The organism is Halocola ammonii, assembly GCF_049334165.1.
Taxonomy (GTDB): Bacteria; Bacteroidota; Bacteroidia; order Flavobacteriales_D; family Sanyastnellaceae; genus JBEGHD01.
In genome coordinates this window covers 1-26299 of record NZ_JBEGHD010000005.1, presented here as the reverse complement: position 1 = coordinate 26299, position 26299 = coordinate 1, and the positions used below count along the sequence as shown (strand labels likewise).

The following is a 26299-nucleotide window of genomic DNA, read 5'->3' as shown; positions in this document are numbered from 1 at the left end:
CTCTGGTGTAATTTTATTTATCGATAAGTGCTGGCTGCCATTTTGAAGGCTCTTTTCGCCATTCCTGTAGTGTCTCCACTTGTTCGTCAGTAATGTAGTCGAGTTTCAAAGCTTGCTTGATCAGATTGTTGTAGTCCGTCAAAGTGATCAATCGGCAATTGGCCTTTTCAAAGTTGTCTTCAGATACACGGAAGCCGTAAGTGAAAATGGCTACCATGCCCTTGATTTTGGCACCGGCTTCTTCGAGAGCTTCAACAGCACTCAGACTGCTTTTGCCAGTTGAAACAAGATCTTCTACAACCACTACAGATTGACCTGACTCAATCAATCCTTCAATGCGATTTCCAAGCCCATGATCTTTGGCTGCTGCACGCACGTAGGCAAATGGAACTCCGAGTTCCTGAGCCACCAGTGCGCCCATGGCAATCCCGCCTGTTGCCACACCGGCAATTACATCAGGTTTACCAAATTCATCGATAATTGTCTCAGTGAACTGCTGACGAATGTACGTTCGGATCTGAGGATACGATAGCGTTTTTCTGTTATCGCAGTAGATCGGTGACTTCCAGCCGGAAGCCCAGGTGTACGGATTGTTCGGCTTTAGCTCAATCGCTTTGATTTGAAGCAGAAATTCTGCTACTTTGAGGCCGATTTCTTCATTGGCTTGCATACTGCAAATGTATAAAGTTTTTATTCAAAACCGCCCCGTCTTTCTCTCTTCGGCTCCGATTAAATCGGGACTGGAAGCTGATCGGGAAATGACCTTTAAATACTTCGATAAGAGCGACATAAAGCTTTTGTTTAAGCTTTTAAAAAATTTCCCAGACATCAAAAAATTCAATCTTTACCACCCTGATCTAGATCACTTGTGGAAGGACTTTAAAAGCTATTTTAAGGTCATCGAAGCAGCTGGTGGATTGGTCAAAAATGAAAAAGGTGAAATTCTTTTCATTTTTAGAAGAGGCTCCTGGGATTTGCCAAAAGGAAAACTCGAAAGAAAAGAAACTATTCGCGATGGTGCGCTTAGAGAAGTAAAAGAAGAGTGTGGCCTGGAGGATGTGAAGTTGATTGAAAAAATCACAACTACCTATCACGTTTATAAGTACAAGGGCAAAAAAGCAATTAAGCCATCACATTGGTATTTGATGCACAGCAGCAGTTCCGAAAATCTGGTTCCTCAGACCGAAGAAGACATCACAGACATTCGCTGGATTGACCCCAAAGATCTGAGCGAAGTGCGAAAAAACGTTTTCCCGAATATTCTGGATGTGGTTGAAAAAGTGATTTAGTCGTCCCAAAACTGAATCTGTTCTCCTTTGTTCGCCTCGTGCTTAATCCTGTAAAAGATTTTTTCAATTCCCTCACTTGGCATTTTTGTGTAGCTAAACATTCGCTTGCCATTGGGGTCGACCATGATGAAATGCGGCAGTGAGTACACACCCATTTTTTCCTGAAGCAATTTGTCACCGGATCCGTAGAGAAACTGCCAGTCGTAGTCCATATGGCTTTGCATAAACTTTTTGTAGTCTGGGTAATTGCGGTCCATTGAAATACTCAGAAAAGCCACTTCCCTGCCGTATTCCTTCTCCAGGTTTTTAATCATCGAGAGCTCCCGCAAACTACTTTTGTTCCAGGTCGCAAAAAAGCTGATATACACAAACTGACCTTCGAAATCATCGAGTGTTACCATTTCATTGTTGGCGTTGAGGAGTTTGAAGCTCTCCAACTGGTAACCTGCCATATTCCGTGCAAGTTGACTTTTCAGGTTAGTCGCGATTTCCGAAAGCTGCTCATCCTCCACATTTTCGCTCACTTCCCCAAGCAATGTCAACAGTGCGTTCTTGGAGTAAAAGCCCTCTTCAAAAACGCGCTGAACCTGCGTAATTATGAGCAAGTCTTTCTCTGCCGAAGTTGGCGCATAAGGATAAACACTGTCAAGAGCACTAAATACAGCTTCTCTTCCATCGGCATTATTAAGTGCTGATTTGAGAGCCAATCCCTCTTTTCGGCTGGTGATGTCGCGGAAGGCATCACCGTGAAAAGCGTTGAAAAAATTGAGGTACTCCGGATGATCCAGCAAAACATCTTTTCCCTGAAGGTATTCTTCGTAAGCAGGATCCTTTTGCAATCCTGCGCTCAGCTTCATCTTCCCAACCGCGTAATCAACATAAGATTCGAAAAAATCATTGTCCACTGAGGAGTAAACGGAGTCAAGTTCACTTTCAAAGTTCAACACCAACTTGTAGTACTCCTCCGCTGTTGCCCCTTGCTTCAACGTGTCGTCCTCGGTAATCATCGAAGTATCCTTCAGCTTTTTTCGCTGAGCATTTTTGTAAGCCGAATGGCCTCCTCCACTCGACCTGGCAATTTCCGGATAGTGATCACTGTAGAACTTCTCGTATCTCAGATTGAAGTTGGCGATCAGCGCATTGATATCATTAGCCGGAAGCTTTTCGAAAATTGGATCTACTGTGTTGTGTGCTACATAAAATCTCCTCGGCTTGTCCTCTGGAAAAGCTGGTATTGTGATTTGATAAACTCTTTCAGGCTCTGCGAAAATTTGAGCATTACGCTCGCCAACTCGCAAAATGTACTGCTCTATTTCTTCTGGAAAGATGCGGAATTGGAAGTTGCCCTTGGCGTCAACGTATTCAGTTTTCACCACTGTTTTGTGGTTGCTAACGATGTCTTCTACCTTAAACAAGGTGACCTCTCCTTCGGGGTCAGAGGGCACCGATCCAGAGATAATGGTTTGCTGGGCAGTGACACCAACAGACAGCAAAAGCGAAAGAAAGAGTAAACTGAGCTTATTCATAAACATTGATTCCCTCTGGCAGAAATTGAGCCACATCCCCATTATTTTTCACAATATCACGAACGATGGTGGAATTTATTGCAGAAAGCTCTGGTGCCGTGAAGAGGAGAATGGTTTCAACATCGCGATTTAGTGAGCGGTTCATTTGTGCGATTGACTGCTCGTAGTTAAAATCGTTTGTGTTTCGAATTCCCCGGAGTAAAAACTGTGCTCCGATGGATTTGCAGTATTCGATCGTCAATCCAGTGTAGGTTTCGGTGCGGATGTGAGCATAGTCTTTAAAAGTATCCTCGATCCATTGGGTGCGCTTTTCGAGCGGAAACATAGAACTCTTGGATGAGTTCTGACCAACGGCCACTACGATTTCATCAAAAAGATCTTTCGCTCTGAGCACCACATCTTCGTGACCTTTAGTAATGGGATCAAAAGACCCTGGAAAAACTGCAATCCTTTTCATGACCGTTTCCTTTTGGTTTGCAACGAAGTTAATAAAGTGAGCTTGCTATTTTTCGTCCCCGGGAGAAAAGAAGCTAAAATTCACGTTTCCGTACCTGCGCCTTTCAGTGAAACCAGAGAGGTGTGAAAAGTCCTTGTGTTCGCTGTGCTCCAGAATGAAATCACCATCTGGTTCGAGTAAATTATTTTCCATTACAAGCTGGTGTATTTCTTCAATATTCTCCAGCGTGTAAGGAGGATCGGCAAAAATGATATCGTACTTCTCCCGATGCTTTTTCAAGAATTCGAACACATCAGCTCTGAGGGGCTTGAGACCCTTCATCTCTAGTTTAGCAACCATTTTGCTGATAAACGTGTAGCTCAAAGGAGCCTTGTCTACCGACAGAATATCTTCCACTCCTCTAGAGTAAAACTCGTAGGACACGGCTCCGGTACCGGCAAAAAGATCAAGCACCTTTATTTCTTGAAAATACACTCTGTTATTGAGCACATTGAAAAGTCCTTCCCGCGCGTAGTCGGTTGTAGGCCGGGCATCAATTCTGCTCGGTGGCGTTATACGGTGGCCACGAAATTTTCCGGCTATGACGCGCATACTACGTATTGATTTAGGAGACTTACAAAATACTGCTTTTTAGCACCTCCCAATCCTTTGGCCAGCTTGTAGAAGTCCATTCCAAAGTTGAGATCAGTGTTTTTGAGATACTTCCTGAATAGTTTCATCGTGTCGCCACCCACGTCCACAGGACCCGAAATCAGAATTTTCTCCTCTTCGGCTTTCAGTCCCAGTTTTTGCAAGGTGTTGGCCAGGTGGTAGAAAACATCCGTTTCGCTGTGGGCAGAGAACGCGTTGTAAAACTCCAGTTTGCCATCGCTCAAGATATACAGATCGAAAAAGGTATCTGAAAGATCCACAAACACCTGTCTCCCTTTGGCCCACTTACTTTTTCTCAACATGCTTTGCACCATCCAGGCGCTATTGTGTGAGACTTTCACATTGGGAAAACTGCTCTTTGCTGCTTTCACTATCTCACCAGGGAATTCGTAGAGCCAGCTCAATCCGGCAACTTCGACTTTTTCTTCTGCAACTTCTGACGGTGCATGTCCTAAGTGAAGCTCAAGTAATTTTTGAGCGTTTTGCTCTTCGGTGAACCCTGCAGGTACTGCCAATGCCGGACCTCCAGCAAAAGCCAACGAAACACTTCCGTAGTCTTTACTCAGCAGAGCCTCATCTGCAAGTTGAGCCTCGAAGAATACAAGCAAGTCAATTTCCTGCTCACTGTCTCTAGGTACTTTTTTGAGAAATACACATTGATCGCTGTGCGAGTCGAATACAGCATACTGAAACCCGTCAGTATCCAGCCGCATAGCCAGATGGCAATCGCTCGTAGCGACAGAATCGATCAGATCGTCTTGATATTCCAGTTGATTATCTGCTTCCCCAGTTACCACTTGTGTTTGCATCATCAAGATCTCCAAACATGAGCGTATCCTTTGGGATTTTTTCGGTGCCTGGCTTGCCGTATGGCTTAGGATCTTTCACCAGGATTGTTGAACGCTCAACTCCACCATCCATGATCTTGTCAGTGAGCATAATAAATCTTTCACCTGAGGCCGGGCTGTAAGGCAAGCTGTCCAGCGATACTGGAGGCAATCCTTTTTCCGAACGAGGTCCTTTAGCAAATTGCTTTTCGTAGAGCGAAGCGTAAGTTGTATCGCGCACTTCGTAACCTTTGGCAACAGCTTCTTCTTCGGTCATTCCCATTTCTTCAAGTTTGCTCATGCCTATGATAAACTTGAGTCGCTCTCTTTTGTCCAAATCCATCAGTGAATCGTTGGCACTAACATCTCCATTTCTGTAGACGATTGGGATAATTGGGTTTTTGATAAAAGAAATCAGCGTATCGAAGTTGTCTGTGTACGTACCGTAGTTTTTTTCGAACTCTTCCTGAGCTGTACGAATGTCTTTCATTCTCTGAATGGTGCGCGATTCGATTTGTTCTTTTTTCGCTCTGAATTCAATTTCTTCTTCGATTACGAAAACATTTCTATAAGCGAGGTAACCAGCACCCACGATGCACACTACCAGCAAAACCTTGGTCAATGCTAATGGTAATTTCGACATTACAAAAGGCAGAGAAAGGATTCCGGCAAAGAGCAAAAACAGCGCTCCAAAAAGCATGTCTACAGGCTGAGAATCTATCTCTCCTGCTGAGGCATATTTGTACAAAAAAGTTGATCCTAAAACCAGAAGAAGTACAGAGATGACGTACTTTCCAGAGACTTTAAAGAAATTCTGCATGCTGTTGAGGTTACGTGACTTTTATTTTTACAATGGCTACAAATCTACAATTTTTTTCAAACGAAAAAATGCGAGGAAAGTAGCGCCCAATAAGGTCTGCAAAGAACGGAATTCCGACTGTGCTCCGTGTGTTACGATTCCGTTAATTTGATCAAAAAATATCCTGTCTAACTTCGAGGCCGATTATGAGCGAGAATTCATTTCATAAAGATCTCCTTGAGAATTTCCCCTACACACCCACAGCCGATCAGGAAAGGCTGTTGAGAGCAGTGAGCAAATTTACTTTCTCCCAACGGCCAAATTGCCTGCTTCTGGTAAGGGGCTATGCGGGAACAGGTAAGACGACCGTTGTGGGCGCCATCACCAAAGCACTCGAAAACATCAAATACAAATCTGTGTTGCTCGCTCCCACAGGAAGGGCTGCTAAAGTAATGGCCAACTACTCAGGACACCTGGCTCTCACCATCCACAAAAAGATCTACCGTAAAAAAACTGGGCGAGGCGGAGTTGTGAGTTTCGAAAAAGCTCCTAACCTGCACACCAACACTGTCTTCTTTGTTGACGAGGCTTCGATGATTAGCTCTTCTGGTGGCCTGGCCGATGGTTCCTCGCTAACTTATCGCGATTTGCTGGACGATTTGATGAGCTACGTTTTTTCAGGAAAAAACTGCCGTCTGATTCTTATTGGCGACACGGCTCAGTTGCCTCCAGTGGGAATTGATGAAAGTCCGGCACTCAATCTTGAGTACCTTAAGAACAGCTTCTCGGTAACCGCTGCGCAAATCGAACTCACCGAAGTTTTGCGTCAATCGCACGACTCTGGAATTTTGGAAAACGCCACCTACCTGCGCGATGCAATCAGAAACAATCCCAATGAGTTTCCTCACCTAAAAGTCGGTGGGTTTTCAGATATAGTCCGGCTAGCGGGAGACGAACTTGAAGAAGAATTGCAAACCGCCTACAACGAGTTTGGCGATCGGGGCACGATGGTTATCACCAGATCCAATAAAAGAGCCAACTTGTTCAATCAGCAAATCAGAAACCGACTACTTTGGCGAGAAGAAGACCTAGCCGTTGGCGACATGTTGATGGTGGTTCGAAACAACTATTTCTGGCTGGACGATGAGCAATCGAAAATGGCCAGTTTTATCGCCAATGGCGACATTGCAGAGATCAAGAAGATCATAAAATTCGAAGAGCTCTACGACTTTCAGTTTGCCGAAGTAGAGATCGAACTCATCGATTATCCCGACATGCCACCGCTAGAAGCCAAGATTCTAATCGACACCATATCAACTGAGGGTGCTCACATGCCTCAAGAGAGAATGAAAGCTTTTTACCACGATGTAGCAGAGGATTACGTGGAGCTCGGGGCACGCGAAAAAATCCACAAAGCGGTAATGGAAGATCCTTTTTACAACGCACTTCAGGTTAAATTCTCTTATGCCATCACCTGCCACAAAGCACAGGGTGGGCAATGGCCAGTGGTTTTTGTAGACCAGGGTTTTGTAAACGAGGAGATGATGGGAAAGGAATACCTCCGCTGGCTTTACACTGCCGTGACCAGAGCTTCAGAAAAACTTTATCTCTTGAATTTTGACAAGGCTTTTTTTGGGGAATAAATGCTCAGCATGAAATGCAGAAACCACAATGTCGTCCCGCTGGGACTTTCCTGGAATACCGGCTCACACCGCTACCAATTTGTCGCTCCTCTGGAGCTGTGATTGAAGTGTTGGATGATGATTCAGCAACGCTCGACTACGATGCCAGAGGCATCGAATATTTATAGCTCTAAGGTTGGTCAATAATGATTATTCGACTCCAGAGGGGTCGCACCTCTTCCCTTCACGGGATGCGTTCGCCAAGTAAAAAATTCGACCCACTCCGGGGTCGGGTTTCATTTCACATTCTCATGGCTACAAACATTGGAACCCGCTGGGTTCCTCTCTACAACAACGCGAAGAATTTGTGTTAAAGAAAAATGACGGTCGTACCTACGGCACTCTCGATCCGTACTTTTGAGCAAAGTAGCGAATGGGCAGAGCCGATCTGACGATCATCCATCCGCCAAATGCTGCCCAGATTCCGTAAAGCTTCCAGTCGAAAAAATGAAAAAGTGTGACCAGCGGGAGAAAAGCCAAAAAAGTACTGATCATAAGTACATTTCTGAGAAAATTTGTTTCTCCGAGCCCTTTAAAAATTCCGTCAAAAGTGAAGGCAATGGCGTTTATCGGCTGCATGATGATGACAAGCCAAAAGATTTCGTCAAAGATGGAAGACACAGACTTGTCGACCGTGAAAAAATCTCCCATAAAAGGATAAAGCGCCAGGTAGCAGAGTGACAGCCCAACGGAAATGAAAAGACTGATTTTTACCAAATCCTTTGACAAGTTCTTTAGTGCGTGCCAGCGCTTTCCACCAAGCAAACGCCCCGAAATTGCATTTCCTGCATTGGCGTAACCATCGAGCAGGAAGGAAGAAAAAAGCCAAATCTGAATGGCGATGGAATGTGCTGCGATAAATTGGTTTCCGTAGAGCGTAGCAAAAGCATTTGCCGCGAAGAAAGCCACATTGAGACTGATGGTTCTCACAGCCAGGTTGGCGCTCATTCCAAACAAATTACCAAGTTCGGGATGCTTTGGCAGCCAGGGCGAAAGGCGAAAAGAGGTTTTCCAGTACATCGTGACCAGGGCCAGTACGAACATCAGCATCTGAGCACAAAGTGTGGCATAAGCGGCTCCGTCCACTCCCAGCGGTTCAATGTAGCCCTCCACTCCGTACACGAGCAGGATGTCCAAAACAATGTTTAGCGCTGCTCCGGAAATGCTGATCCACATGGCCCAGAGTGTATTTTGTATACCCCGAAAAATTCCGAAGATGGCAAATGTGGCTAGCGTGAAAGGAAAGCCAATCGACCGGATTGAGTAGTACGAAACGCTGTACTCCAGCACTTTTCCTTCGGCATTGTAGAGACTAAAAATCTCAAATGCGAAGAAGCTCGTCACCCCGAAGGTGATCAGGCCGATTAGGATGTTCAAGGCAATCGACTGCGGCACGAGTGTTTTCACTTCGCCAATTCGATCGGATCCAAAATACTTTGAGATAATCGCTGAGATGGCGCTTTTGGTTTGCGCCATGATCCAAAGCATGGTGAGGAAGAAAGAAGATCCCAGACCGACAGCTGCGAGCGAAGCTTCAGTGTCTTGCGGAAAGTTCCCAATGATGGCTGTATCTGCCAGTCCGATCACCGGTTCTGCAATACCAGCAATAATTGCAGGGAAAGCCAGTCGATTTATTTCCTTGAGAGATACTCGTTTCATGCCATAAAAAAAAAGCGGCTCTCCCAAAACGATCAGGAGAGCCGCAATTTATTCAATCATTTTATAGATTCTCTACGCCATTCTGCGCTTGAGTTCTGAATCTAGTGCATCGAGGAACTCCTCAGTGGTGAGGTAGTGCTCTGGTGTCATGTCTTTTCCGTGAATGCAAAGTGCCAAATCTTTAGTCATTTTGCCGCTTTCCACGGTGTCTACACAAACATCTTCAAGTGTTTTGGCAAATTTGCGCAACTCTTCGTTGTCATCGAGTTTCCCTCTAAAATCCAATCCACGAGTCCACGCAAAGATGGATGCAATTGGGTTGGTAGAAGTTTTCTCTCCGGCCTGATGTCTGCGGTAGTGGCGGGTCACAGTTCCGTGAGCAGCTTCGGCCTCCATGGTTTTTCCATCGGGAGTAACGAGGGTTGAAGTCATCAATCCGAGTGAACCGAATCCTTGAGCTACAGTGTCTGACTGTACGTCACCATCGTAGTTTTTGCAAGCCCAAACGAACTCACCGTGCCATTTCAAGGCAGCTGCTACCATGTCATCGATTAGGCGGTGCTCATAAGTGAGACCGGCTTCATCCATACGATCTTTAAATTCGTTCACATAAACTTCTTCGAAGATATCCTTGAAGCGACCATCGTACTTTTTGAGGATGGTATTTTTTGTTGAAAGGTAAAGTGGCCATCCTTTGGCGAGTGCCTGGTTGAAGCAAGAGCGAGCAAAACCGTAGATACTTTCATCGGTATTGTACATGCTCATTGCAACTCCATCTCCCTGGAAATTGTAAACCGTCCACTCTTCAGTTTCACCACCATCTTCTGGAGTGAAAGTCATTTTGAGTGTTCCTTTTCCTTTGATTACCTTGTCTGTCGCTTTATACTGGTCGGCATGTGCGTGACGTCCAATGCAAATTGGAGCAGTCCAGTTGGGCACCAAACGAGGAACATTTTTGCAAAGAATTGGCTCTCTGAAAACTGTTCCACCAACGATGTTACGAATAGTACCGTTTGGCGAAAGCCACATTTTCTTGAGGTCGAATTCTTCTACGCGTGCTTCATCTGGAGTGATGGTAGCACATTTAATTCCCACATTGTATTTCTGAATAGCCTTTGCGGCATCTACAGTAATTTGATCCTCAGTTTCATCGCGCTTTTGAATGCTGAGGTCGTAATATTTTATATCCAATTCGAGATAAGGGTGGATCAGTTTGTCTTTGATAAACTTCCAGATGATTCTTGTCATCTCGTCACCATCCAGCTCTACTACTGGGTTTTCAACTTTGATCTTGCTCATTGCTGATGTTTATATCGATTAATAACTAACTATTGAAAAGGCACGCAAAAATAACTGATCGACTGCGAGAAAGCAACCGGCAGTCAGAGGGTGCCGGGATAAAAAAAGAAAAGCACCTTTTGTGGTGCTCTTCAATTTTCAAATTCTTTAAACGCGTTCGCGCTGAGAGAAGAAAAAGCCGCCTTCGATATCGGCATTTTCATCGCTGTCTGATCCGTGCACTGCATTTGCTTCGATAGAGGTTGCAAACATTTTTCGGATAGTTCCTTCAGCCGCGTCTTTTGGATCTGTGCTTCCGATCAACGTACGGAAGTCTTCCACTGCGTTATCTTTTTCCAAAATGGCTGCAACGATTGGCCCTGAAGACATGTAAGTTGTCAGGTCGTTGAAGAAAGGACGCTCTTTGTGAACTGCATAAAACTGCTCGGCTTCTGCTTTGCTCAATTTCGTCCATTTCATTGCTTTGATGGTGAACCCACCATCGATGATTTTGTCGATGATTTTTCCTGTGTGCCCGGCATCTGTCGCGTCAGGCTTAATCATTGTGAATGTTCTATTTCCAGCCATTTCTGTTTGTTTTTTTAAGAATATTTCAAATGGGCTGCGAAAGTAGTGATTTCTTTCAGAAAAGTGCGAGTGAGAAAAGCACCTCTGCACATTTCACATTAGATTAACCTGAGGCTAAAATACTGGCTTTCAAACTTGCCTGCCGTCAACATTATTCCGACCTTTTAGCTTTTATCCTAAAGGCGTATATTCGTCTGCTCTCATTGCAAATAGCCGGAAACTCCGACAGCAATGGACTTATTAGAAATCTCGAAAAAACGAAATTGACATGTCTGAAGTATCAGCAGAGCAAAAGCTCACCTCGAAAGAGGCCATGGAACTGGAAAACAAATACGGAGCGCACAACTATCACCCGCTTCCGGTAGTGCTCGACCGCGGTGATGGCGTGTATGTGTGGGACCTAGAAGGGAAAAAATACTACGATTTTCTTTCAGCCTACTCAGCCGTCAATCAGGGCCATTGCCATCCACACATTATTGGAGCTCTCAAAGAGCAAGGTGAAAAACTGACACTTACCAGCCGTGCTTTTTACAGCAGTGTGCTCGGTCAGTTCGAACAGTTCATCACAAAATACTTTGATTTTGACAAGGTACTCCCGATGAACTCGGGTGCTGAGGCGGTAGAAACCGCTCTCAAAATCTGCCGCAAATGGGCCCACGAGAAAAAAGGAATTGAAGAGAACGAAAGCAAAATTGTTGTTTGCGAGGACAACTTCCACGGGAGAACAACGACCATCATTTCTTTCAGTAGCGACCCAACGGCCAAGAAAAACTTTGGTCCTTACACGCCAGGATTTATTCGCATCCCTTACAACGACATCGAAGCTTTGCGAGTAGCACTTGAGGACGAAAAAGTTGCAGGCTTTATGGTTGAGCCAATTCAGGGTGAGGCTGGTGTAAACACTCCGGATGACGATTACATCAAAAAAGCAGCAGCGCTTTGCAAAGAGAAAGAGGTGCTTTTTATTGCAGACGAGGTTCAGACAGGAATTGCCCGTACAGGTAGCCTTTTGGCTTGCTGTGGAAACTGCACTTGCCAGGGTGATTGCGAGCAACAAGAGACTTACACTCGTCCCGACCTACTAATCCTCGGAAAAGCACTTTCTGGCGGAGTTTATCCAGTATCCGCTGTCCTTGGTGACGACTGGGTGATGGAGGTTATTACTCCCGGAACTCACGGATCTACATTTGGAGGAAACCCACTTGCAGGAAGAGTTGCTATTGCAGCACTGGAGGTGATAAAGGATGAACGTCTTGCTCAAAATGCCCGCGAACTTGGAGAGCTCTTCAGAAGCGAAGTGCAGAAAATCGTAGACGAAAGCGATTTGGTAAATGGCGTTCGAGGAAAAGGTCTTCTGAATGCGATCCTCATCAACGATGATGAAGAAAGCTCAACGGCCTGGGACATTTGCATTAAGCTCCGCGACAATGGACTCTTGGCAAAACCAACCCACGGAAATATCATCCGTTTTGCTCCACCATTGGTGATGAACAAAGAGCAATTGATGGACTGCATTTCGATTATCAGAAAAACAATTTTGGAATTCGAGAAGAAATAACTTGTCGAATACTTACAAAAACAAAAAAGGCGGATTTCCCGAGGGAAATCCGCCTTTTTATTTTGTCGTCTTCTAATTAATCTCTTCCGCCAATTATTCTTAGCAAGAAAAGAAAGAGGTTCACAAAATCGAGGTAGAGCGTTGTAGCTCCCATAATCGCCAGCTTTGACGACATGTCCGAGCCGTACTCCACTCCCGCTCCAATTCTTTTGAGTTTCTGTGTATCGTAAGCAGTGAGACCTGTGAAGATCAACACTCCGATGCAAGAAATTAAGTAATCAATTGCATCACTCCCTACAAACCAGTTTACTACCATGGCAATGATTAGTCCGATGAGTGCCATGTAAAGAATAGAGCCAAACTTGGTGAGGTCAGTACTAGTCGTGTAACCCAGCACTGCCATAGTTCCGAAAGTTCCGGCCGTAATTCCAAAAGTGAGGTAGATCACACCCAAATCATATCTCAAAAAGATTGTGCTCAAACTGATTCCCAGCATGGTAGCAAATGCGATAAAAATCAACATCAAAACTGGAACTGAAAATTTCTGAAGGCCAAAATTCATCGCCAGGATAAAGGCAAAAGGCGATAACAAAGTCACCCATCCCAAAGCTGTGAAACCTCCTTGCGGGCCAATGATGTATTCGATCATCTCAGTGGTTCCAAACCACCAGGCCATCACTCCAGAAATGGCGAGCGCCAAAACCATGTAAGAAAAAACGTTGGCCATAAAAGCCTTCGCCATCGATCCTTCTTCAATGGTTACTTCCTGATCTCTGTCTATAATATCTCTCATTTTGTTTTCTTATTTAAACTTTAATTCTAGATCCGAACACTAAGCTAATAAATTCTTCTCTAGTTCGCTGCTCTGTAAACTCACCTTTGAAGGCCGATGTTGTGGTAATGGAGTTTTGTTTTTCCACTCCTCTCATTTGCATGCACATGTGCTGTGCTTCAATCACAACAGCCACTCCAGCGGGTTTAAGAACTTCGTCAATAGCATCTCGGATCTGTACTGTCATTCGCTCCTGCACCTGCAATCTACGTGCAAAAGCATCAACAAGTCGTGGCAATTTGCTCAATCCGACAATATGTCCATTTGGGATGTAAGCTATGTGCGCTTTTCCAAAAAATGGCAACATGTGATGTTCGCAAAGTGAGTACAGCTCTATATCTTTTACCAGCACCATTTGCTGATACTCTTCCTTAAACATTGCAGAACGCAGAATATCAGATGGGTCTTCAGCGTAGCCTTTTGTAAGAAATTGCATTGCTTTAGCAACGCGCTCAGGAGTTTTAGCCAGTCCCTCGCGGTTGACGTCTTCTCCAAGGTCTGAAATTATCTCCGAATAAGCCTCCGCCAATTTGTCCGTAACTTTTTGGTCGTAAGCCTCTAGTTTTTCAAATTCACTCATGTCAGGTTGATTATTCTCCACCAAAGTATTCGGCAGAATTATTTTCTGTTTCGTAGAGTTTCACCGAATGCAAGGTGCACCCTAATCTATTTATCGATACTTCGAGCTCCTCCCAGATGGCAATCACCAGATTTTCTGTAGAAGTCATTGTGTCCTTCATAAAAGGCACATCCAGATTGAGATTCTTGTGATCGAGCTTATCAACTACTTTCTCGTTAATTACGTCACTCAAGTCTTTCAGGTCCGCACAGTAGCCCGTGTCTTTGCCAGGGGTTCCTTTGACCGTCACAAAAAGCTCGTAGTTGTGACCATGCCAGTTTGGATTGGCACACTTGCCAAAAACCTTCAAATTCTCCTCCTTCGACCACTTGTCGTTCCAGAGTTTATGAGCTGCATTAAATCGCTCTCTCCGTGTGATATATACTATTTTGCTCATGCTTTTTTAAATGTCTTTTGGGGCCGGCAAATATAACCAATTCATGTGCATGGCGCGATTTGACTATCTTTGTCAGCCACTAGTAAATCAGCCTTTTTACAAAGAAAACGAGCTGATCAAAACACACATCCTTATGATAGTAGTTACAGGTGCTGCCGGGTTTATTCCCAGTTGTTTGGTTGGAAAACTCAACGAAGAAAACTTCAATGACATCGTTTTGGTCGATGATTTTTCCTCACCTGAGAAGAACAAAAATTTTGAAGGCAAAAAGTTCACTCAGAAAGTCGATCGGAAAGATTTTTTTAAATGGCTTCGCGAAAACGAGGATCAGGTGCAGTTCATATTTCACCTTGGGGCGCGCACCGACACCACGGAATTTGACGAGTCCATTTTTGACGAACTCAACCTAAACTATAGTAAACAAATCTGGAACCTGTGTATTGAATTTGGCCTGCCACTGGTTTATGCGAGCTCCGGAGCGACCTACGGTTTGGGAGAGCACGGCTACAAAGACGATCACGACCTGGTAGAAAAGCTCGAACCACTAAACCCTTACGGCAGATCCAAAAACGATTTTGACAAATGGGCACTGGCTCAGGAAAAGCAGCCCTACTTTTGGGCTGGATTGAAGTTTTTCAACGTTTACGGGCCTAACGAGTATCACAAGGGCAGAATGGCTTCTGTCATTTTCCATGCCTTCAATCAGATCAAAGAAACCGGAAAGATGAAGCTCTTTCGATCTCACCGTGAAGACTATCGCGATGGAGAGCAGAAGCGAGATTTCGTTTATGTGAAAGACGTGGTGGAAGTGTGCTACTTCCTGATGCATCACAGAAAGAACTCGGGACTCTACAACCTCGGGACAGGAACAGCAAGAACTTTTAAGGACCTCGCACTTTCAACTTTCGAGGCTCTGGAAAAAGAGCCGAACATTCAGTTTGTAGACACTCCTGAAGACATCCGCGACAAGTATCAATACTTCACGGAGGCCGACATGAGCAAGTTGCGATCCATTGGCTACAATAAAGACTTTTACTCACTTGAAGAAGGCGTGAAAGACTACGTTCAAAATTATCTTGCTCCGCACAAGTACTACTAAACCGAATTGATTTTGGCTAAAAAAGTACTCTTCATCGACAGCGTCCATCCCGCATTGCAGGAGCGGCTAGAGGAAAACGGATTCGAATGCCACCTGGCCTACTCGCTCAGCAGACAAGAAGTTCTCGACTGCATTGATCAGTACTTTGGAGTTGTGATCCGGAGTCGGATTCGAATGGATGAACATTTACTCTCCAGAGCAACGAATCTAAAGTTCATCGCGCGCAGCGGTGCGGGCATGGAAAATATCGATATCAGCTTTGCAGAAAAAAGAGGAATTACCTGTTTCAATGCTCCCGAAGGAAATCGCGATGCAGTTGGGGAACACGCTATTGGGATGATCTTGTCTCTCTTCAACAATCTCAAAAAGGGCGATGAGGAAGTAAGACAGGGTATCTGGAAAAGAGAAGAAAATCGCGGAGTTGAACTTGGCGGCAAGACCGTTGGGATTATCGGCTTTGGAAACAACGGAAAGGCCTTTGCCCAAAAGCTTTCGGGCTTTGGCTGCACGGTGCTGGCTTACGACAAATACGCCCCTCCGCAAGAGTCTTCAATTGCCAGCCCCGTGAGCCTGGAACAGATTTGGGAACAAGCTGAGGTCATAAGTTTTCACGTACCGCTCACGGAGGAAACGCACTACTACTTCGATGAGGATTTTCTAGAAAATTGTCATAGACCTATTTACCTTTTAAACATGGCCAGGGGCAAATGTGTGAAGACCGATACCCTGGTGGACGGCCTAAAGTCAGGCAAGGTGCTAGGCGCGTGTCTTGATGTTTTGGAATATGAAAAGTTCTCATTCGAGCGATTGCAATCTAAAGACCTGCCTGACGCTTTTCGTGAGCTGATCGAATCAGACAAAGTAGTTCTTTCTCCGCATGTAGCAGGCTGGACTCATGAGTCGCACAAGAGGCTTTCTACCGTTCTTGCAGAAAAAATACTCTCGGAATTTGGGCAATAAAAAAGCCGGATAGATACTGAAACATGTTCAGCATGACTACCGGCTTTTTAATTATTCGTAAGTAAGACTTATTCGGTCCGATCTCTTTTACGGGTCGAATAGTTAATCTTCAACGCATTCGACTCTCTTAGCTTCTGTTTTACCGCAGAGATAATTCCCATCTTTGTGCCTTCATCAACTTTCAGAGAAGTGGTCATTTTAGGAACCTCTTGCTCCAAAACTTTTTCTCTGTTTTGCTCGATCCAGGCTGGGATGTCCTCTACAGTCGCAAAGTCATCATCCAACTGCATTCTCGGCTCAGAACCGTACACCTCTGGGTTCATTGGGGGACCAATGTTTATGTAATCCACAAGGTGCTTTTTCTCAAGACGAGTAAGCTCAGAAGCGTATGGTCTTTCAATTTTCACTTTCAGCTCCTGCTCCCTCATCACAGTTACAACCATGAAGAAGAAAAGCAGCATGAAAACGATGTCAGGAAGTGAGGCCGTTGATACGGCACCTACTTCTTTCTTTTCTTTATTCTTGAATTTAGCCATGTCTGAAAATTCGTTTAGTATGATCCAACATTACGAGGTTCAGCTTCTGAAATCCTTTGAGGGTGAACCGTACGCACAGCGTAAAGTCTCTTTTCCCATTCAGATCCAGACTCGGTGCTTTTGGCCTTTTCTTCGAGTTGGCTGTAGGTAATTCCAAACAGTCTCATCGAAAGCTCATCTCTAAGCTCATTGACAGCAGACTCGAGCTCATTCTGCACCTGAATGTAGGTATCGTAAGTCGTTCCCTTGTCATTTTGCATCGAGATAAGGGCTGATCCAGGGAGCTCTTTGTACTCTCCGGCAATTTCGATGGCTGTCATTTTATCCTGCCATTTCTCAAGGGCCTTTCTGTAGTTGTCCTTTTGCGTTTCGTCTTCGGCACTAGCAATGTACGCTTCGTACTCGTCAATTTTCGCCTGAACGTCACCTCGTCTCACCCAGGTGCGAATTGGAAAGTTTTCTTTACCCCCAAGGTCGCGAAACACGCCATTGGCAATCAAAAATTCTTTCGCACCGTCTTTCAGATTTGCGATATCCATCGGCTCGTCTTCCACAAGAAGTCTATCCTGAGCATTCACAAGTACAACGTAAACGTTTCTTTGTTTCACATCAGGTGGCTCCTGATCTTCTGGCACCGGTGGCGGAAGCTGACGCAAAATACCTTCGTCAGAGTCCATTGTGGTGGTAACCAGGAAGAAGATCAGCAGGAGGAAGGCAATATCTGCCATGGAGCCTGCATCAACCTCTGGTAATTTCCTTCTTGACATAATTTGCTCTTTTATTATTTAAACAACCTGCTAACTTCGGCAAAAATGATTGCCAGCACTGCCAGTCCGCCTGTGATGTAAAGAGCGATTAGCCCTCCACCAGTAAATTGCGAAACATCAGATGTAGTCCCTTCCGGGAAAACTGGGCTTACTTCGTCAGAAGCAAAAACATAGTAGCTCAAGAGAAGTATTGCAGCGAAAAGTACAATACCAACGAGCGAACCTATTTTATGTTTGATGTCTGCAAGAAAGTGAAAGAGTCCAAATAAAATGGCAGCTCCCGCACCAAGTATTCCTACAATCAGCACCAGCCAGAATGCTCCATCGAGCGCTGATCCGAAGTTATCCATTGCCTGCACCACACTGTCTTCAGAATCTGAGTTTGCGACAATGATGGCGCAAAAGATGATTCCCAAAACTGCAATCAGCAGTCTCAGCACGGTGAGTGCTATTTTGAGTCCTTTATTCTGCATAATGCTTTTGGTTTATGCGTTCTTATTCTGAACATTTCTTCTGTACAACATATCGATCAATTCGATTGATGCATCCTCCATATCGAGCACGATACTGTCGATTTTTGCAAGAATGTAGTTGTAGAAGATTTGGAGGATAATGGCCACGATCAAACCAGAAACGGTTGTAATCAAGGCGAGCTTAATACCTCCGGCCACAAGTGCAGCGTTTACGGTGTTTGCTTCTGCAATTTGGTCAAAGGCCACGATCATACCGAATACTGTACCCATGAACCCGAGCATTGGCGCAATTGCGATGAAAAGTGAAATCCATGAAAGTCCCTTTTCGAGAAGTCCCATTTGAACACCACCGTACGCTTCGATTGATTTTTCTACCTGATTGAGATCTTCATCTGAGTGCTCAAGTCCCTGATAGAAAATTGAAGCAACTGGTCCAGGAGTGTTTCTGCATACTTCTTTGGCAGCGTCCAATCCTCCGCGATCAAGAGCTTCTTCGATTTTCCCGAGGAGCTTACGAGTGTTGGTTGTGGCCATGTTGAGGTAGATGATTCTCTCGATACAAAGTGCGAGACCAAGAATCAAACAGATTAATACGAATGACATGAAGGTTGGATCACCTTCAATGAAGTAACGCTTCACTGTTTGGCTAAAACCAGTTACCTGAGTTTCAGTTTCCATTTCAGCGCCTTCTTCAGCGTTTTCTACTGTTTCTTCTCCTTCTACTTGTGGCTGTTGAGTGTTATCCATTTCGGTGGCTGCTGAATCATTGGCATTTGCCTCACCAGACATACCTTCCTCCATTGACTCCTCACCTCCAGCTTGAGCCTCTTGCTGTGTTTCTGTCTCGGCTTGAGCAGATGCAAAGTTGACTGCTCCGAGGTTGATCATGCTAAAAATAGCAACAAAAGCAAATAGTTTTTTCATGATTTTACTGAGTTGGTTTTACTTACGAATTCGGTCTTTAATTAATTATACTTACTATTTACAGACTCTTTTTTATTTGTGTCTATGGCGGAGAGAGAGGGATTCGAACCCTCGATCCCTTGCGGGAAACACGCTTTCCAGGCGTGCGCCTTAAGCCACTCGGCCATCTCTCCAGTTCCTTCTCTAAAGGCTCTCTCTTTTGTTGTTAACATTGACGATACAAATGTGAAGATATTTCACATCCGCGGGGCCAAAATTAATGCGTAAAAGTAACGCTTCAAAGCGCGCCAATTTTAATAATGCCGGGCAAATTACTAAAAAATAGTGGAGACCTAAAAAATCACCTTTAGCAAATTGTTAACCGGTTTAATCGAGCGAAGAATAGGCAGTGAGCTCTCCTGCAACGGAAAGCATCATCTGCTCTTTCACCTGTTCTGTAGAAAGATCCTGCCCTAACAAAAACATCAACTTTGTGATGGCTGCTTCTGTAGTCATATCCGCTCCTGGCGTAACTCCCGCATCTCTAAGCCCGTGGCTAGTTTCGTACCTGCCCTGTTCCACAAAACCATTGTTGCACTGAGTAACGTTTACTACGATAACTCCTTTCTCCACTGCTTCTTTAATAAGCGACAAAAATAGCGGTGATGAGGGTGCGTTCCCCGATCCAAAAGTTTCTAAAATTATACCTTTCAAACCCGGTATTTCAACCATGCTCCGAATCACTTTTTCGTGGATTCCCGGGAATAACTTCAAGATTGCTACTGAGTCATCGAATCGCTTTTTGATCTCAAAGGGAATGTCTTTGGGACGAAACAACTCATTAAAGTTGTAAAATATGTGGATCCCCACTTCGGCTAGCTTTGGATAATTGGGCGACTCTATCGCATCAAAATCCTCGGTGCTATACTTTCTGGAGCGATTCCCTCTAAAGAGTTGTCCTTCGAAAAAGATACCAACCTCCTGAAGGACGGGCTCACCTTCACGAACTGCCGCAGCAATTTCTATTGCGGTAATGAGGTTTTCTTTTCCATCAGTGCGCAGCTTACCGATTGGCAGTTGCGAACCTGTGACAACTACCGGCTTCGCCAAGTTACAGAGCATGTAGGAAAGTGCAGATGCTGTATAAGCTATAGTATCTGTGCCGTGTAGCACAACGAATCCATCGTAGTGATGGTAGGTTTTTTCAATAATCTCAGCGATGCTTACCCAGGTCTCCGGATTGACATCTGACGAGTCAATAGGGTTTTCGAAAGATCGAACATCAATTTCCATTTGGAACCTCCTCAGCTCGGGCATATAATCCAACAAATGGGGAAAGTCGAAAGGTGCCAACGCACCGGTGGCCGGGTTTTCCATCATTCCAATGGTTCCACCTGTGTAGATAATGAGTACGCTCGATCCGGGATGTTCAATCACGATTGTTCAATTTATGAATGAAAAATTCTTTGTGCATTTCTGGATGTGACTTCCGCAACTTTCTCCAAAGACACTTGATGTAAATCGGCAATTTTTTGAGCTACGAATCGCGTGTAAGCTGATTCATTTCTTTTCCCACGATTGGGAGCCGGTGCCAGGTAAGGCGCATCGGTTTCAACAACAAGATCGTCAAGACTGAGCTTTTCTACTACTTTGTCAAGACCGGCATTTTTGAAAGTTACGATGCCGCCAATCCCCAGCACGAAGCCTCCGTAATCGATTATTCTCCTGGCCTGCTCTTCAGTTCCTGTAAAGCAGTGAAAAATACCGAAAAGCTTGTCGTCATTCTTTTCATCAAGCACTTCGAAAATCACATCAAACGCTTCACGGCAGTGGATAACGATAGGCAAACCGAGCTCTTTAGCCCAGTCTATCTGACGCTTAAATGCATCCTGCTGTTCATTGATAAACTTTTTCTCCCAGTAGAGGTCAATACCAATTTCACCAACTGCATAATATTTCCCAGCTCGCAACTCCTTCTCGATCACCTCAAGTTCAGACTCGTAGTTCTCATCAACAGATCCCGGGTGTAGGCCCATCATTGGATAAAGAGCATCGGGAAACTCATTCACGGCCTTTTTCATCAGTGGAATAGTGCTGCTGTCGATGTTGGGTAAATAAACACGATCGACCTCGGCTTCAACTGCTCGATTCATCACTTCGCTGAGATCCTCTTCAAAGTCTTTAAGATAAAGATGCGCGTGCGTATCCGTAATTTTCATGAAGCAAAAGTAAGGATTCAATATCGATCGATTTCGTTTAATTTGCATCCGCATGGCACATCCAACAAAGGTCTTGATCATTCGCTTTAGCTCGATTGGCGATATCGTGCTGACAACTCCGGTTGTTAGAATGGTAAAAACCCAGCTCGATGGTGAAGTTGAACTTCACTATCTGACCAAAAGCAGGTTTCAGTCGGTACTCGCTCACAATCCGTACATAGATCATCTTCACACAATGGAAAAAGACATAACAGAGGTGATGCCCAGATTAAAGGAAGAAGCTTTTGACTATGTAATCGACCTGCACAAAAACATAAGAACTGCTCTGATCAAGAAACAGCTGCCTGCTTTAAGCTTCACCATCGACAAGCTAAATTTTAAAAAATGGATGCTGGTGAACTGGGGCGTCAATAAACTTCCTAAAAAGCACATTGTCGATCGCTACCTCGACACAGTGAAGGCTTTCGGCATAGAGAATGATCTCGAAGGGCTGGACTATTTTTTAGACAAACAGAAAGACCACGTAGATTTTGGCGGCTGGGAAGTTGACGTAAAAGAAGGGTTTGTTGCATTTGCCATTGGCGCTGCTCACATTGGCAAAAAAATGCCTGCTGAAAAGATCAGCGAAATCCTGGCTAAATTAGAAATGCCGGTAGTGTTACTCGGAGGAAAGGAAGATGAGGAAATGGGCAACCAGATCGTGGAGTCTGTAAAAAGATCAGATGTAATCAATGCTTGCGGAAAATACTCAATCAACCAATCTGCCTTCATCGTCTCCAGGTCTGAGGTATTGGTGGCTGGCGACACAGGGTTGATGCATATCGGAGCAGCATTCAAGAGAAAGATCGTATCTATTTGGGGGTGCACCGTTCCAGAATTTGGTATGTATCCTTACCTGCCAGACCCTCAATCCATTTTACTCGAGCCAAAGCACCTCACAAAAAGGCCTTGCTCCAAATTGGGGAATCGCTGTAAGTACGGAGTAGATACCCGCTGTATCACTCAAATCCCAAACACTGAAATAATCGGTGCAGTAAAAAAATTGTTTACTGCTCGAAAAGTGCCCTCAGCTCAGTAGCTTCATCGGGTTTCATTTTACCAGCAAGAATGAGTGCGAGTTGTTTTCTTCGAAGAGCTCCATCGTAACGCTCTTTCTCCAGGTCAGTTTCCGGCTCAAGCTGTGGAACAAAGATGGGAGCTCCCATTTGATCCACTGCTACAAATGTGTAGATGGCTTCGTTGCACTTTTTCTGTTTCCCTGTCACATGGTTTTCTACAAAAACATCCAGATAGATTTCCATAGAAGAAGTGAATGCGCGAGAAACTTTTGCTTCAATCGTCACAATGTCCCCAAGTCTTATGGGCGAATCGAAAGAAACGTGATTCACTGAAGCGGTGACTACAACCCTGCGGCAATGGCGATGGGCAGAGATAGCTGCAGTTACGTCCATCCAGTTCAGCAGTTGACCACCCATTAGGTTATTCAATGTGTTCGTGTCGTTAGGCAACACAAGTTTTGAAGTAATGGCATAGGTTTCACTCGGCTTGCGAACTTTCTTCATGGTAAAATAATTTGTGGCAAAGATAGGCAGGCTTATAGAGAAAAGAGTCTGCAGCACTATTATTTCTAATTTTGCCCGCATGGATTACACCACTGTCAAAGCGCTTCACATCATCTTTGTAGTCACCTGGTTTGCTGGGTTGTTCTATATCTTCAGGTTATTCGTCTATCACGCTGAGGCCAATTCGAAGCCAGCTGAAGTCAAAAAAATATTGATTGATCAATATAAGATCATGGAGAGGCGCTTGTGGTATATTATTACGTGGCCATCTGCAATCCTCACACTTACATTCGGTATTTGGATGCTCTTTATCAACACCTCTCTCATTTTACAACCATATATGCAGGTGAAGTTGGGCTTTGTGGTACTTCTAGTTATTTATCAACTCTACGGACAAAAACTACTCGTAAAACTTCACAAGAACTCAGAATCTGTGAGTGCTATGAGAATGCGTTTTATGAACGAAGTTTCTACCGTGATTTTGATCGCAATTGTGTTCATCATTGTCAAAAGAGATGCTCTCGACTGGCTCTATGGAGTTTTTGGAATTCTCGGTGTAGCTATTGCCCTTACCATAGCAATCAAGTGGTACAAACGGTTCCGCACACGGCAAGGCGATTAAAGCGTTAAATTTATTTGGGTGCGAACAGCTCACTTTTAGAATAACCTGGCTCAGAACGCCAGTCTCCTTTATTTTACTTATCCAAAAATCCTGAGTCGCTCTAAACCTATTCAAGGTTGAGCTTTTAAGGGTTTCCCAATCGAAAATATCCATATTTCCAACACTACTGCTCATTAACTCCAATTCATAACTTCTATTTGGATTAAAGTTACTCGCTCTGATAAAATGATTGTTTGGCGACCACTACAAATGAAAAGTCTGCTTTAGTAAGAAACCGAAAAGGTTCTCTACTAAAGCAGACTTAAACAAAAAGCCCCCTCGGAAATCCGAGAGGGCTTTTACTATTTATAGAGACTTGCTCTCATTTATTTACCTACTACCAACTTAGTATACGTTGCGTCAGTAGAGCCTACAAGTCTTACGAGATAGAGGCCGCTTTCGAGGTAAGTAGTGTTGAGTTGCTGTCTGTATTTCACTCCAGCTTCAACATTACCTTCGAATACAACATCTACCTGATTACCTGCCATGTCAGAAATCGCAATTGTTACTTGCTGATTTGACTTGGATGTAAACTCTAGGTATGAAACGTTCTTAGATGGGTTTGGCGCAAGACCGTTAATCACGATATCACCTTTCTGTGCATCGTACACAGAGTCTTCCAATTCTGGATTCTGTCCAGGATCGTCTGGAAGATCTTCGAATGTGATAGTTTGACTAACAGTAGTTACGTTTCCAGAGCAGTCAACTGCAGTCCAGGTACGAACGATTTCGTATTGTGGGCAGCAATCGAGCTCGAATGCAAAGTCACCTGCACCGTCTACTGGTCCTTGGTAATCAGGTCCAACGAGTGTACCTTCATAGTAGAACCATCCACCGATTCCGTAAGCCTCAGAGCGGTTGTTCGCTCCCTGACCTTCCTGGAATCCGAAGTAGAAGCTCGATGGTGCGTGAGACAAGTTCAAGAATGAACCTGCGTATGCATCGATACCTGTCAACGTAGCTGAATCAGAGTTCATGATGTAGTAAGTCCAATCTTCGTACAGCATGTCATCTTCAGCGAAGCCTTCGTCATCTTTGTATGAAGTTGGGAACGGTTGAGTAGACCAGCTATCCCAGTCCATTCCATTTTCGAACCATACATCAATTACAAACGCTCTTGCTGGGAACTGAGTAGAACGTACAGTTCCTGTCAAGTGAGCACTTCCATCAGGGTAGGTTACCCAGTTAGCTGTCGCACCGCCCTGGAGCGTGTAGTAATCAAGACCGTTTTCAAGGTCTTGCAACCACAGTGACCAAGCTGGTGAAGCATCTTGTGGGTTAGTACCGATGCAATCGCTAGTAGAACCTTCTGCTGGCTCATCTTCTCCGATGAACTCTTCAGTGTAAGTTACTTCTACGTCTCCATCACAGTTGTCTACAGCTGTCACCTCTGGTGCTGCTGGCACATCATCCTCACAGTCGAGAACGAGATCCTCAGGAGCTCCAACAATTTCTGGTGCAGTCGTATCATTTACTGTTACTGAGTAGCTAATTTCAGAAGTGTTTCCACATTCGTCAGAAGCCACAAGCGTTACTATGCTTACTCCGTTTCCGCACTCATCTTCTTCGATCACTTCGATAGAAGAAGTTACAGTTGCAGTTCCGCAGTTGTCTGTCGCAGAAATATCCGCTACAGCTGGCACATCGTCAGCGCATTGTACTTCAACGTCTTCTACTTCACCGTCAAATACCGGTGCAGTAAAGTCGTATACGTAGTACTCTGTTGTTGCTGTTGATGAGTTACCACACTCGTCAGTTGCAGTCCATGTTCTAACTACAGTGTAGTTGTTAGGGCAGTCACCATCTACGATTACATCATTGAAAGTCACTGTCACTTCACCACAGTTGTCAGATGCTGTTGCCATATCAGATGGCAAGTCATCTTCACAGCTGATTTCGTTAGATCCAGGAACTGAATCGAACACTGGAGCCTCCTCATCTACGTAGTTGATAGTTACAACACGTTGAGAAGAGTTTCCGCAATCGTCAGTGGCCGTCCAAGTGTACACCTCAGTGTAGTTTTGTGGGCAATCACCTTCGATTGTTTCCATGCTCATTTCGAGTTCTACATCTTCATCGCAGTTGTCAGAAGCATCGTACTGTGGAAGTTCGATTACAGCATCGCAAGACACTGTTTCTTCGAAGTCTTCTCCACCAATAACTGGAGCTTCATCATCTACTACTGTTATAGTCCAAACTGCAGTTGTTACGTTCTCGCAAGGATCTGTAAGAGTCCAGGTGCGAACAATCTGATATTCACATCCTTCTCCTACGATCTCTTCACCAACATAAACGAGGTCTAGAGAATCAGCACAGTTGTCTTCGAATGCAACTTCGATGTTATCTAGCGATGGAATTTCATCGCAGTTAACAGTTACATCTTCTGGGAACTGAGTGAACTCAGGCGCTGTCTCGTCAATGAGAGTGATGATTTGCTGGAACTCAGTAATGTTACCACATGCGTCAGATACTACGTAGTCACGAATGATACGTCCTGCGCATCCTCCTGATACTGGAGTATCTTCGAATGTGATATTTACTTCGTTGCAGTTGTCTGTAGCAGTAATCTGAGGAGTGGTATCCACGTTGTCACATGGCATATCGATTTCGATGATACCTTCTACCACTGGGGCAGTTGTGTCAACAATAGTAATCACTTGCTCAGCAGTAGCTACGTTTCCGCATTCGTCAGTAGCAGTGAATGTGCGAATAATTACTGTTTCGCAGTTATCACCGTCTGAAACGTCCGAAGAAGTTACAGTTACTTCACCGCAGTTGTCAGTAGCTTCAGCCATCATTGATGGTACTTCAGCATCGCACTCGATAGTTACATCTTCAGGTATTGAAGTGAACTCTGGTGCAGTTGTGTCAACTACTGTGATTACCTGTACTGCTGTACTTGCATTTCCACAGTCATCTGTTGCTGTGAAGGTACGTGTTACCACATATTCTTGTGG

28 protein-coding genes and 1 tRNA gene are annotated in these 26299 nt (G+C 44.6%); 8 read left to right on the top strand and 21 right to left on the bottom strand.

Annotated elements, in window-relative coordinates:
• Nucleotides 1-13: 13 nt before the first annotated feature.
• The gene (gene pyrE / locus ABHV44_RS06270; RefSeq protein WP_459073813.1) at nt 14-670 is read right to left on the bottom strand and encodes an orotate phosphoribosyltransferase; all 657 of its coding nucleotides are present in this window, start codon (nt 668-670) and stop codon (nt 14-16) included.
• A 7-nt stretch (nt 671-677) separates the two neighbouring features.
• Here pyrE and ABHV44_RS06265 point away from each other — a divergent pair, with 7 nt between their 5' ends.
• Nucleotides 678-1289, top strand: a complete 612-nt coding sequence (locus ABHV44_RS06265; protein WP_459073812.1) for an NUDIX hydrolase — start codon at nt 678-680, stop codon at nt 1287-1289.
• Here ABHV44_RS06265 and ABHV44_RS06260 read toward each other — a convergent pair.
• Genes ABHV44_RS06260 through ABHV44_RS06240 form a run of 5 tightly spaced genes read right to left on the bottom strand, consistent with a single transcriptional unit; the run spans nt 1286 to nt 5570 of the window.
• Nucleotides 1286-2815: a TlpA family protein disulfide reductase gene (locus tag ABHV44_RS06260; protein WP_459073811.1), complete on the bottom strand. Its 1530-nt coding sequence runs from the start codon at nt 2813-2815 to the stop codon at nt 1286-1288. The genes ABHV44_RS06265 and ABHV44_RS06260 overlap by 4 nt on opposite strands.
• On the bottom strand, nt 2808-3272 hold the full coding sequence (coaD, locus tag ABHV44_RS06255; protein ID WP_459073810.1) for a pantetheine-phosphate adenylyltransferase: 465 nt from the start codon (nt 3270-3272) through the stop codon (nt 2808-2810). Before coaD ends, ABHV44_RS06260 begins: the two co-directional genes overlap by 8 nt.
• A gap of 45 nt (nt 3273-3317) precedes the next feature.
• Entirely contained in the window at nt 3318-3863 is a 546-nt protein-coding gene (locus ABHV44_RS06250) for an RsmD family RNA methyltransferase (RefSeq protein ID WP_459073809.1), read from the bottom strand.
• Nucleotides 3851-4735 carry a DUF3822 family protein gene (locus ABHV44_RS06245; RefSeq protein ID WP_459073808.1) on the bottom strand — a complete coding sequence of 295 codons (885 nt, stop codon included), beginning with the start codon at nt 4733-4735 and terminating at the stop codon, nt 3851-3853. The genes ABHV44_RS06250 and ABHV44_RS06245 overlap by 13 nt, the downstream gene beginning before the upstream one ends.
• A complete protein-coding gene (locus tag ABHV44_RS06240) occupies nt 4698-5570 on the bottom strand; it encodes a hypothetical protein (RefSeq protein WP_459073807.1) in 873 nt (290 codons plus the stop codon). Before ABHV44_RS06240 ends, ABHV44_RS06245 begins: the two co-directional genes overlap by 38 nt.
• Before the next feature lie 185 nt (nt 5571-5755).
• Between ABHV44_RS06240 and ABHV44_RS06235 the strand changes: the two genes are divergently transcribed.
• Both ABHV44_RS06235 and ABHV44_RS06230 read left to right on the top strand, forming a co-directional pair.
• Nucleotides 5756-7192 (top strand): ATP-dependent DNA helicase, encoded by a 1437-nt coding sequence (locus tag ABHV44_RS06235; protein ID WP_459073806.1) that lies wholly within the window; start codon nt 5756-5758, stop codon nt 7190-7192.
• A gap of 14 nt (nt 7193-7206) precedes the next feature.
• Nucleotides 7207-7359 (top strand): hypothetical protein, encoded by a 153-nt coding sequence (locus ABHV44_RS06230; protein WP_459073805.1) that lies wholly within the window; start codon nt 7207-7209, stop codon nt 7357-7359.
• A 205-nt stretch (nt 7360-7564) separates the two neighbouring features.
• Here the strand turns inward: ABHV44_RS06230 and ABHV44_RS06225 are convergent, their stop codons facing one another.
• The 3 genes from ABHV44_RS06225 to ABHV44_RS06215 all read right to left on the bottom strand — a co-directional run bounded on the left by ABHV44_RS06225 (nt 7565) and on the right by ABHV44_RS06215 (nt 10756).
• Nucleotides 7565-8890 (bottom strand): MATE family efflux transporter, encoded by a 1326-nt coding sequence (locus ABHV44_RS06225; RefSeq protein ID WP_459073804.1) that lies wholly within the window; start codon nt 8888-8890, stop codon nt 7565-7567.
• 72 nt (nt 8891-8962) lie between these two features.
• The gene (locus tag ABHV44_RS06220) at nt 8963-10189 is read right to left on the bottom strand and encodes an isocitrate dehydrogenase (NADP(+)) (RefSeq protein ID WP_459073803.1); all 1227 of its coding nucleotides are present in this window, start codon (nt 10187-10189) and stop codon (nt 8963-8965) included.
• 147 nt (nt 10190-10336) lie between these two features.
• Nucleotides 10337-10756, bottom strand: coding sequence for a nucleoside-diphosphate kinase (locus ABHV44_RS06215; protein ID WP_459073802.1), 420 nt, complete (start codon nt 10754-10756; stop codon nt 10337-10339).
• A 268-nt stretch (nt 10757-11024) separates the two neighbouring features.
• Between ABHV44_RS06215 and rocD the strand changes: the two genes are divergently transcribed.
• Nucleotides 11025-12314, top strand: coding sequence for an ornithine--oxo-acid transaminase (rocD, locus tag ABHV44_RS06210; RefSeq protein ID WP_459073801.1), 1290 nt, complete (start codon nt 11025-11027; stop codon nt 12312-12314).
• A gap of 76 nt (nt 12315-12390) precedes the next feature.
• On the opposite strand, the gene ABHV44_RS06205 is transcribed toward rocD, so the two are convergent.
• Genes ABHV44_RS06205 through ABHV44_RS06195 form a run of 3 tightly spaced genes read right to left on the bottom strand, consistent with a single transcriptional unit; the run spans nt 12391 to nt 14162 of the window.
• The gene (locus ABHV44_RS06205) at nt 12391-13107 is read right to left on the bottom strand and encodes a Bax inhibitor-1/YccA family protein (RefSeq protein ID WP_459073800.1); all 717 of its coding nucleotides are present in this window, start codon (nt 13105-13107) and stop codon (nt 12391-12393) included.
• Between the two features lie 13 nt (nt 13108-13120).
• On the bottom strand, nt 13121-13726 hold the full coding sequence (folE, locus tag ABHV44_RS06200) for a GTP cyclohydrolase I FolE (RefSeq protein WP_459073799.1): 606 nt from the start codon (nt 13724-13726) through the stop codon (nt 13121-13123).
• A gap of 10 nt (nt 13727-13736) precedes the next feature.
• A complete protein-coding gene (locus tag ABHV44_RS06195) occupies nt 13737-14162 on the bottom strand; it encodes a 6-pyruvoyl trahydropterin synthase family protein (protein WP_459073798.1) in 426 nt (141 codons plus the stop codon).
• 49 nt (nt 14163-14211) lie between these two features.
• Here ABHV44_RS06195 and rfaD point away from each other — a divergent pair, with 49 nt between their 5' ends.
• The gene (gene rfaD / locus ABHV44_RS06190) at nt 14212-15261 is read left to right on the top strand and encodes an ADP-glyceromanno-heptose 6-epimerase (protein WP_459073797.1); all 1050 of its coding nucleotides are present in this window, start codon (nt 14212-14214) and stop codon (nt 15259-15261) included.
• A 12-nt stretch (nt 15262-15273) separates the two neighbouring features.
• Complete coding sequence (locus ABHV44_RS06185; RefSeq protein ID WP_459073796.1) at nt 15274-16221, top strand: NAD(P)-dependent oxidoreductase; 948 nt, start codon at nt 15274-15276, stop codon at nt 16219-16221.
• A 68-nt stretch (nt 16222-16289) separates the two neighbouring features.
• On the opposite strand, the gene ABHV44_RS06180 is transcribed toward ABHV44_RS06185, so the two are convergent.
• From ABHV44_RS06180 to ABHV44_RS06150, 7 genes are all read right to left on the bottom strand, one after another.
• On the bottom strand, nt 16290-16757 hold the full coding sequence (locus ABHV44_RS06180; RefSeq protein WP_459073795.1) for an ExbD/TolR family protein: 468 nt from the start codon (nt 16755-16757) through the stop codon (nt 16290-16292).
• Between the two features lie 14 nt (nt 16758-16771).
• On the bottom strand, nt 16772-17524 hold the full coding sequence (locus ABHV44_RS06175; protein WP_459073794.1) for an ExbD/TolR family protein: 753 nt from the start codon (nt 17522-17524) through the stop codon (nt 16772-16774).
• A 14-nt stretch (nt 17525-17538) separates the two neighbouring features.
• Nucleotides 17539-17997: a hypothetical protein gene (locus ABHV44_RS06170; protein ID WP_459073793.1), complete on the bottom strand. Its 459-nt coding sequence runs from the start codon at nt 17995-17997 to the stop codon at nt 17539-17541.
• A 12-nt stretch (nt 17998-18009) separates the two neighbouring features.
• A complete protein-coding gene (locus tag ABHV44_RS06165) occupies nt 18010-18921 on the bottom strand; it encodes a MotA/TolQ/ExbB proton channel family protein (RefSeq protein ID WP_459073792.1) in 912 nt (303 codons plus the stop codon).
• Between the two features lie 85 nt (nt 18922-19006).
• A tRNA-Ser gene (locus ABHV44_RS06160) sits at nt 19007-19094 on the bottom strand.
• A gap of 193 nt (nt 19095-19287) precedes the next feature.
• Nucleotides 19288-20334: an asparaginase gene (locus ABHV44_RS06155; protein ID WP_459074021.1), complete on the bottom strand. Its 1047-nt coding sequence runs from the start codon at nt 20332-20334 to the stop codon at nt 19288-19290.
• A gap of 14 nt (nt 20335-20348) precedes the next feature.
• Nucleotides 20349-21119 carry a TatD family hydrolase gene (locus tag ABHV44_RS06150; protein ID WP_459073791.1) on the bottom strand — a complete coding sequence of 257 codons (771 nt, stop codon included), beginning with the start codon at nt 21117-21119 and terminating at the stop codon, nt 20349-20351.
• Nucleotides 21120-21171: 52 nt separating this feature from the next.
• Here ABHV44_RS06150 and ABHV44_RS06145 point away from each other — a divergent pair, with 52 nt between their 5' ends.
• Nucleotides 21172-22197, top strand: a complete 1026-nt coding sequence (locus ABHV44_RS06145) for a glycosyltransferase family 9 protein (RefSeq protein ID WP_459073790.1) — start codon at nt 21172-21174, stop codon at nt 22195-22197.
• Here ABHV44_RS06145 and ABHV44_RS06140 read toward each other — a convergent pair.
• Nucleotides 22166-22681, bottom strand: a complete 516-nt coding sequence (locus tag ABHV44_RS06140; protein ID WP_459073789.1) for an acyl-CoA thioesterase — start codon at nt 22679-22681, stop codon at nt 22166-22168. The genes ABHV44_RS06145 and ABHV44_RS06140 overlap by 32 nt on opposite strands.
• A 79-nt stretch (nt 22682-22760) precedes the next feature.
• Between ABHV44_RS06140 and ABHV44_RS06135 the strand changes: the two genes are divergently transcribed.
• A complete protein-coding gene (locus ABHV44_RS06135; RefSeq protein ID WP_459073788.1) occupies nt 22761-23303 on the top strand; it encodes a CopD family protein in 543 nt (180 codons plus the stop codon).
• A gap of 365 nt (nt 23304-23668) precedes the next feature.
• Here ABHV44_RS06135 and ABHV44_RS06130 read toward each other — a convergent pair.
• Nucleotides 23669-26299, bottom strand: a 2631-nt coding sequence (locus ABHV44_RS06130) for an HYR-like domain-containing protein (RefSeq protein WP_459073787.1), incomplete at its 5' end; no start/stop codon positions are given.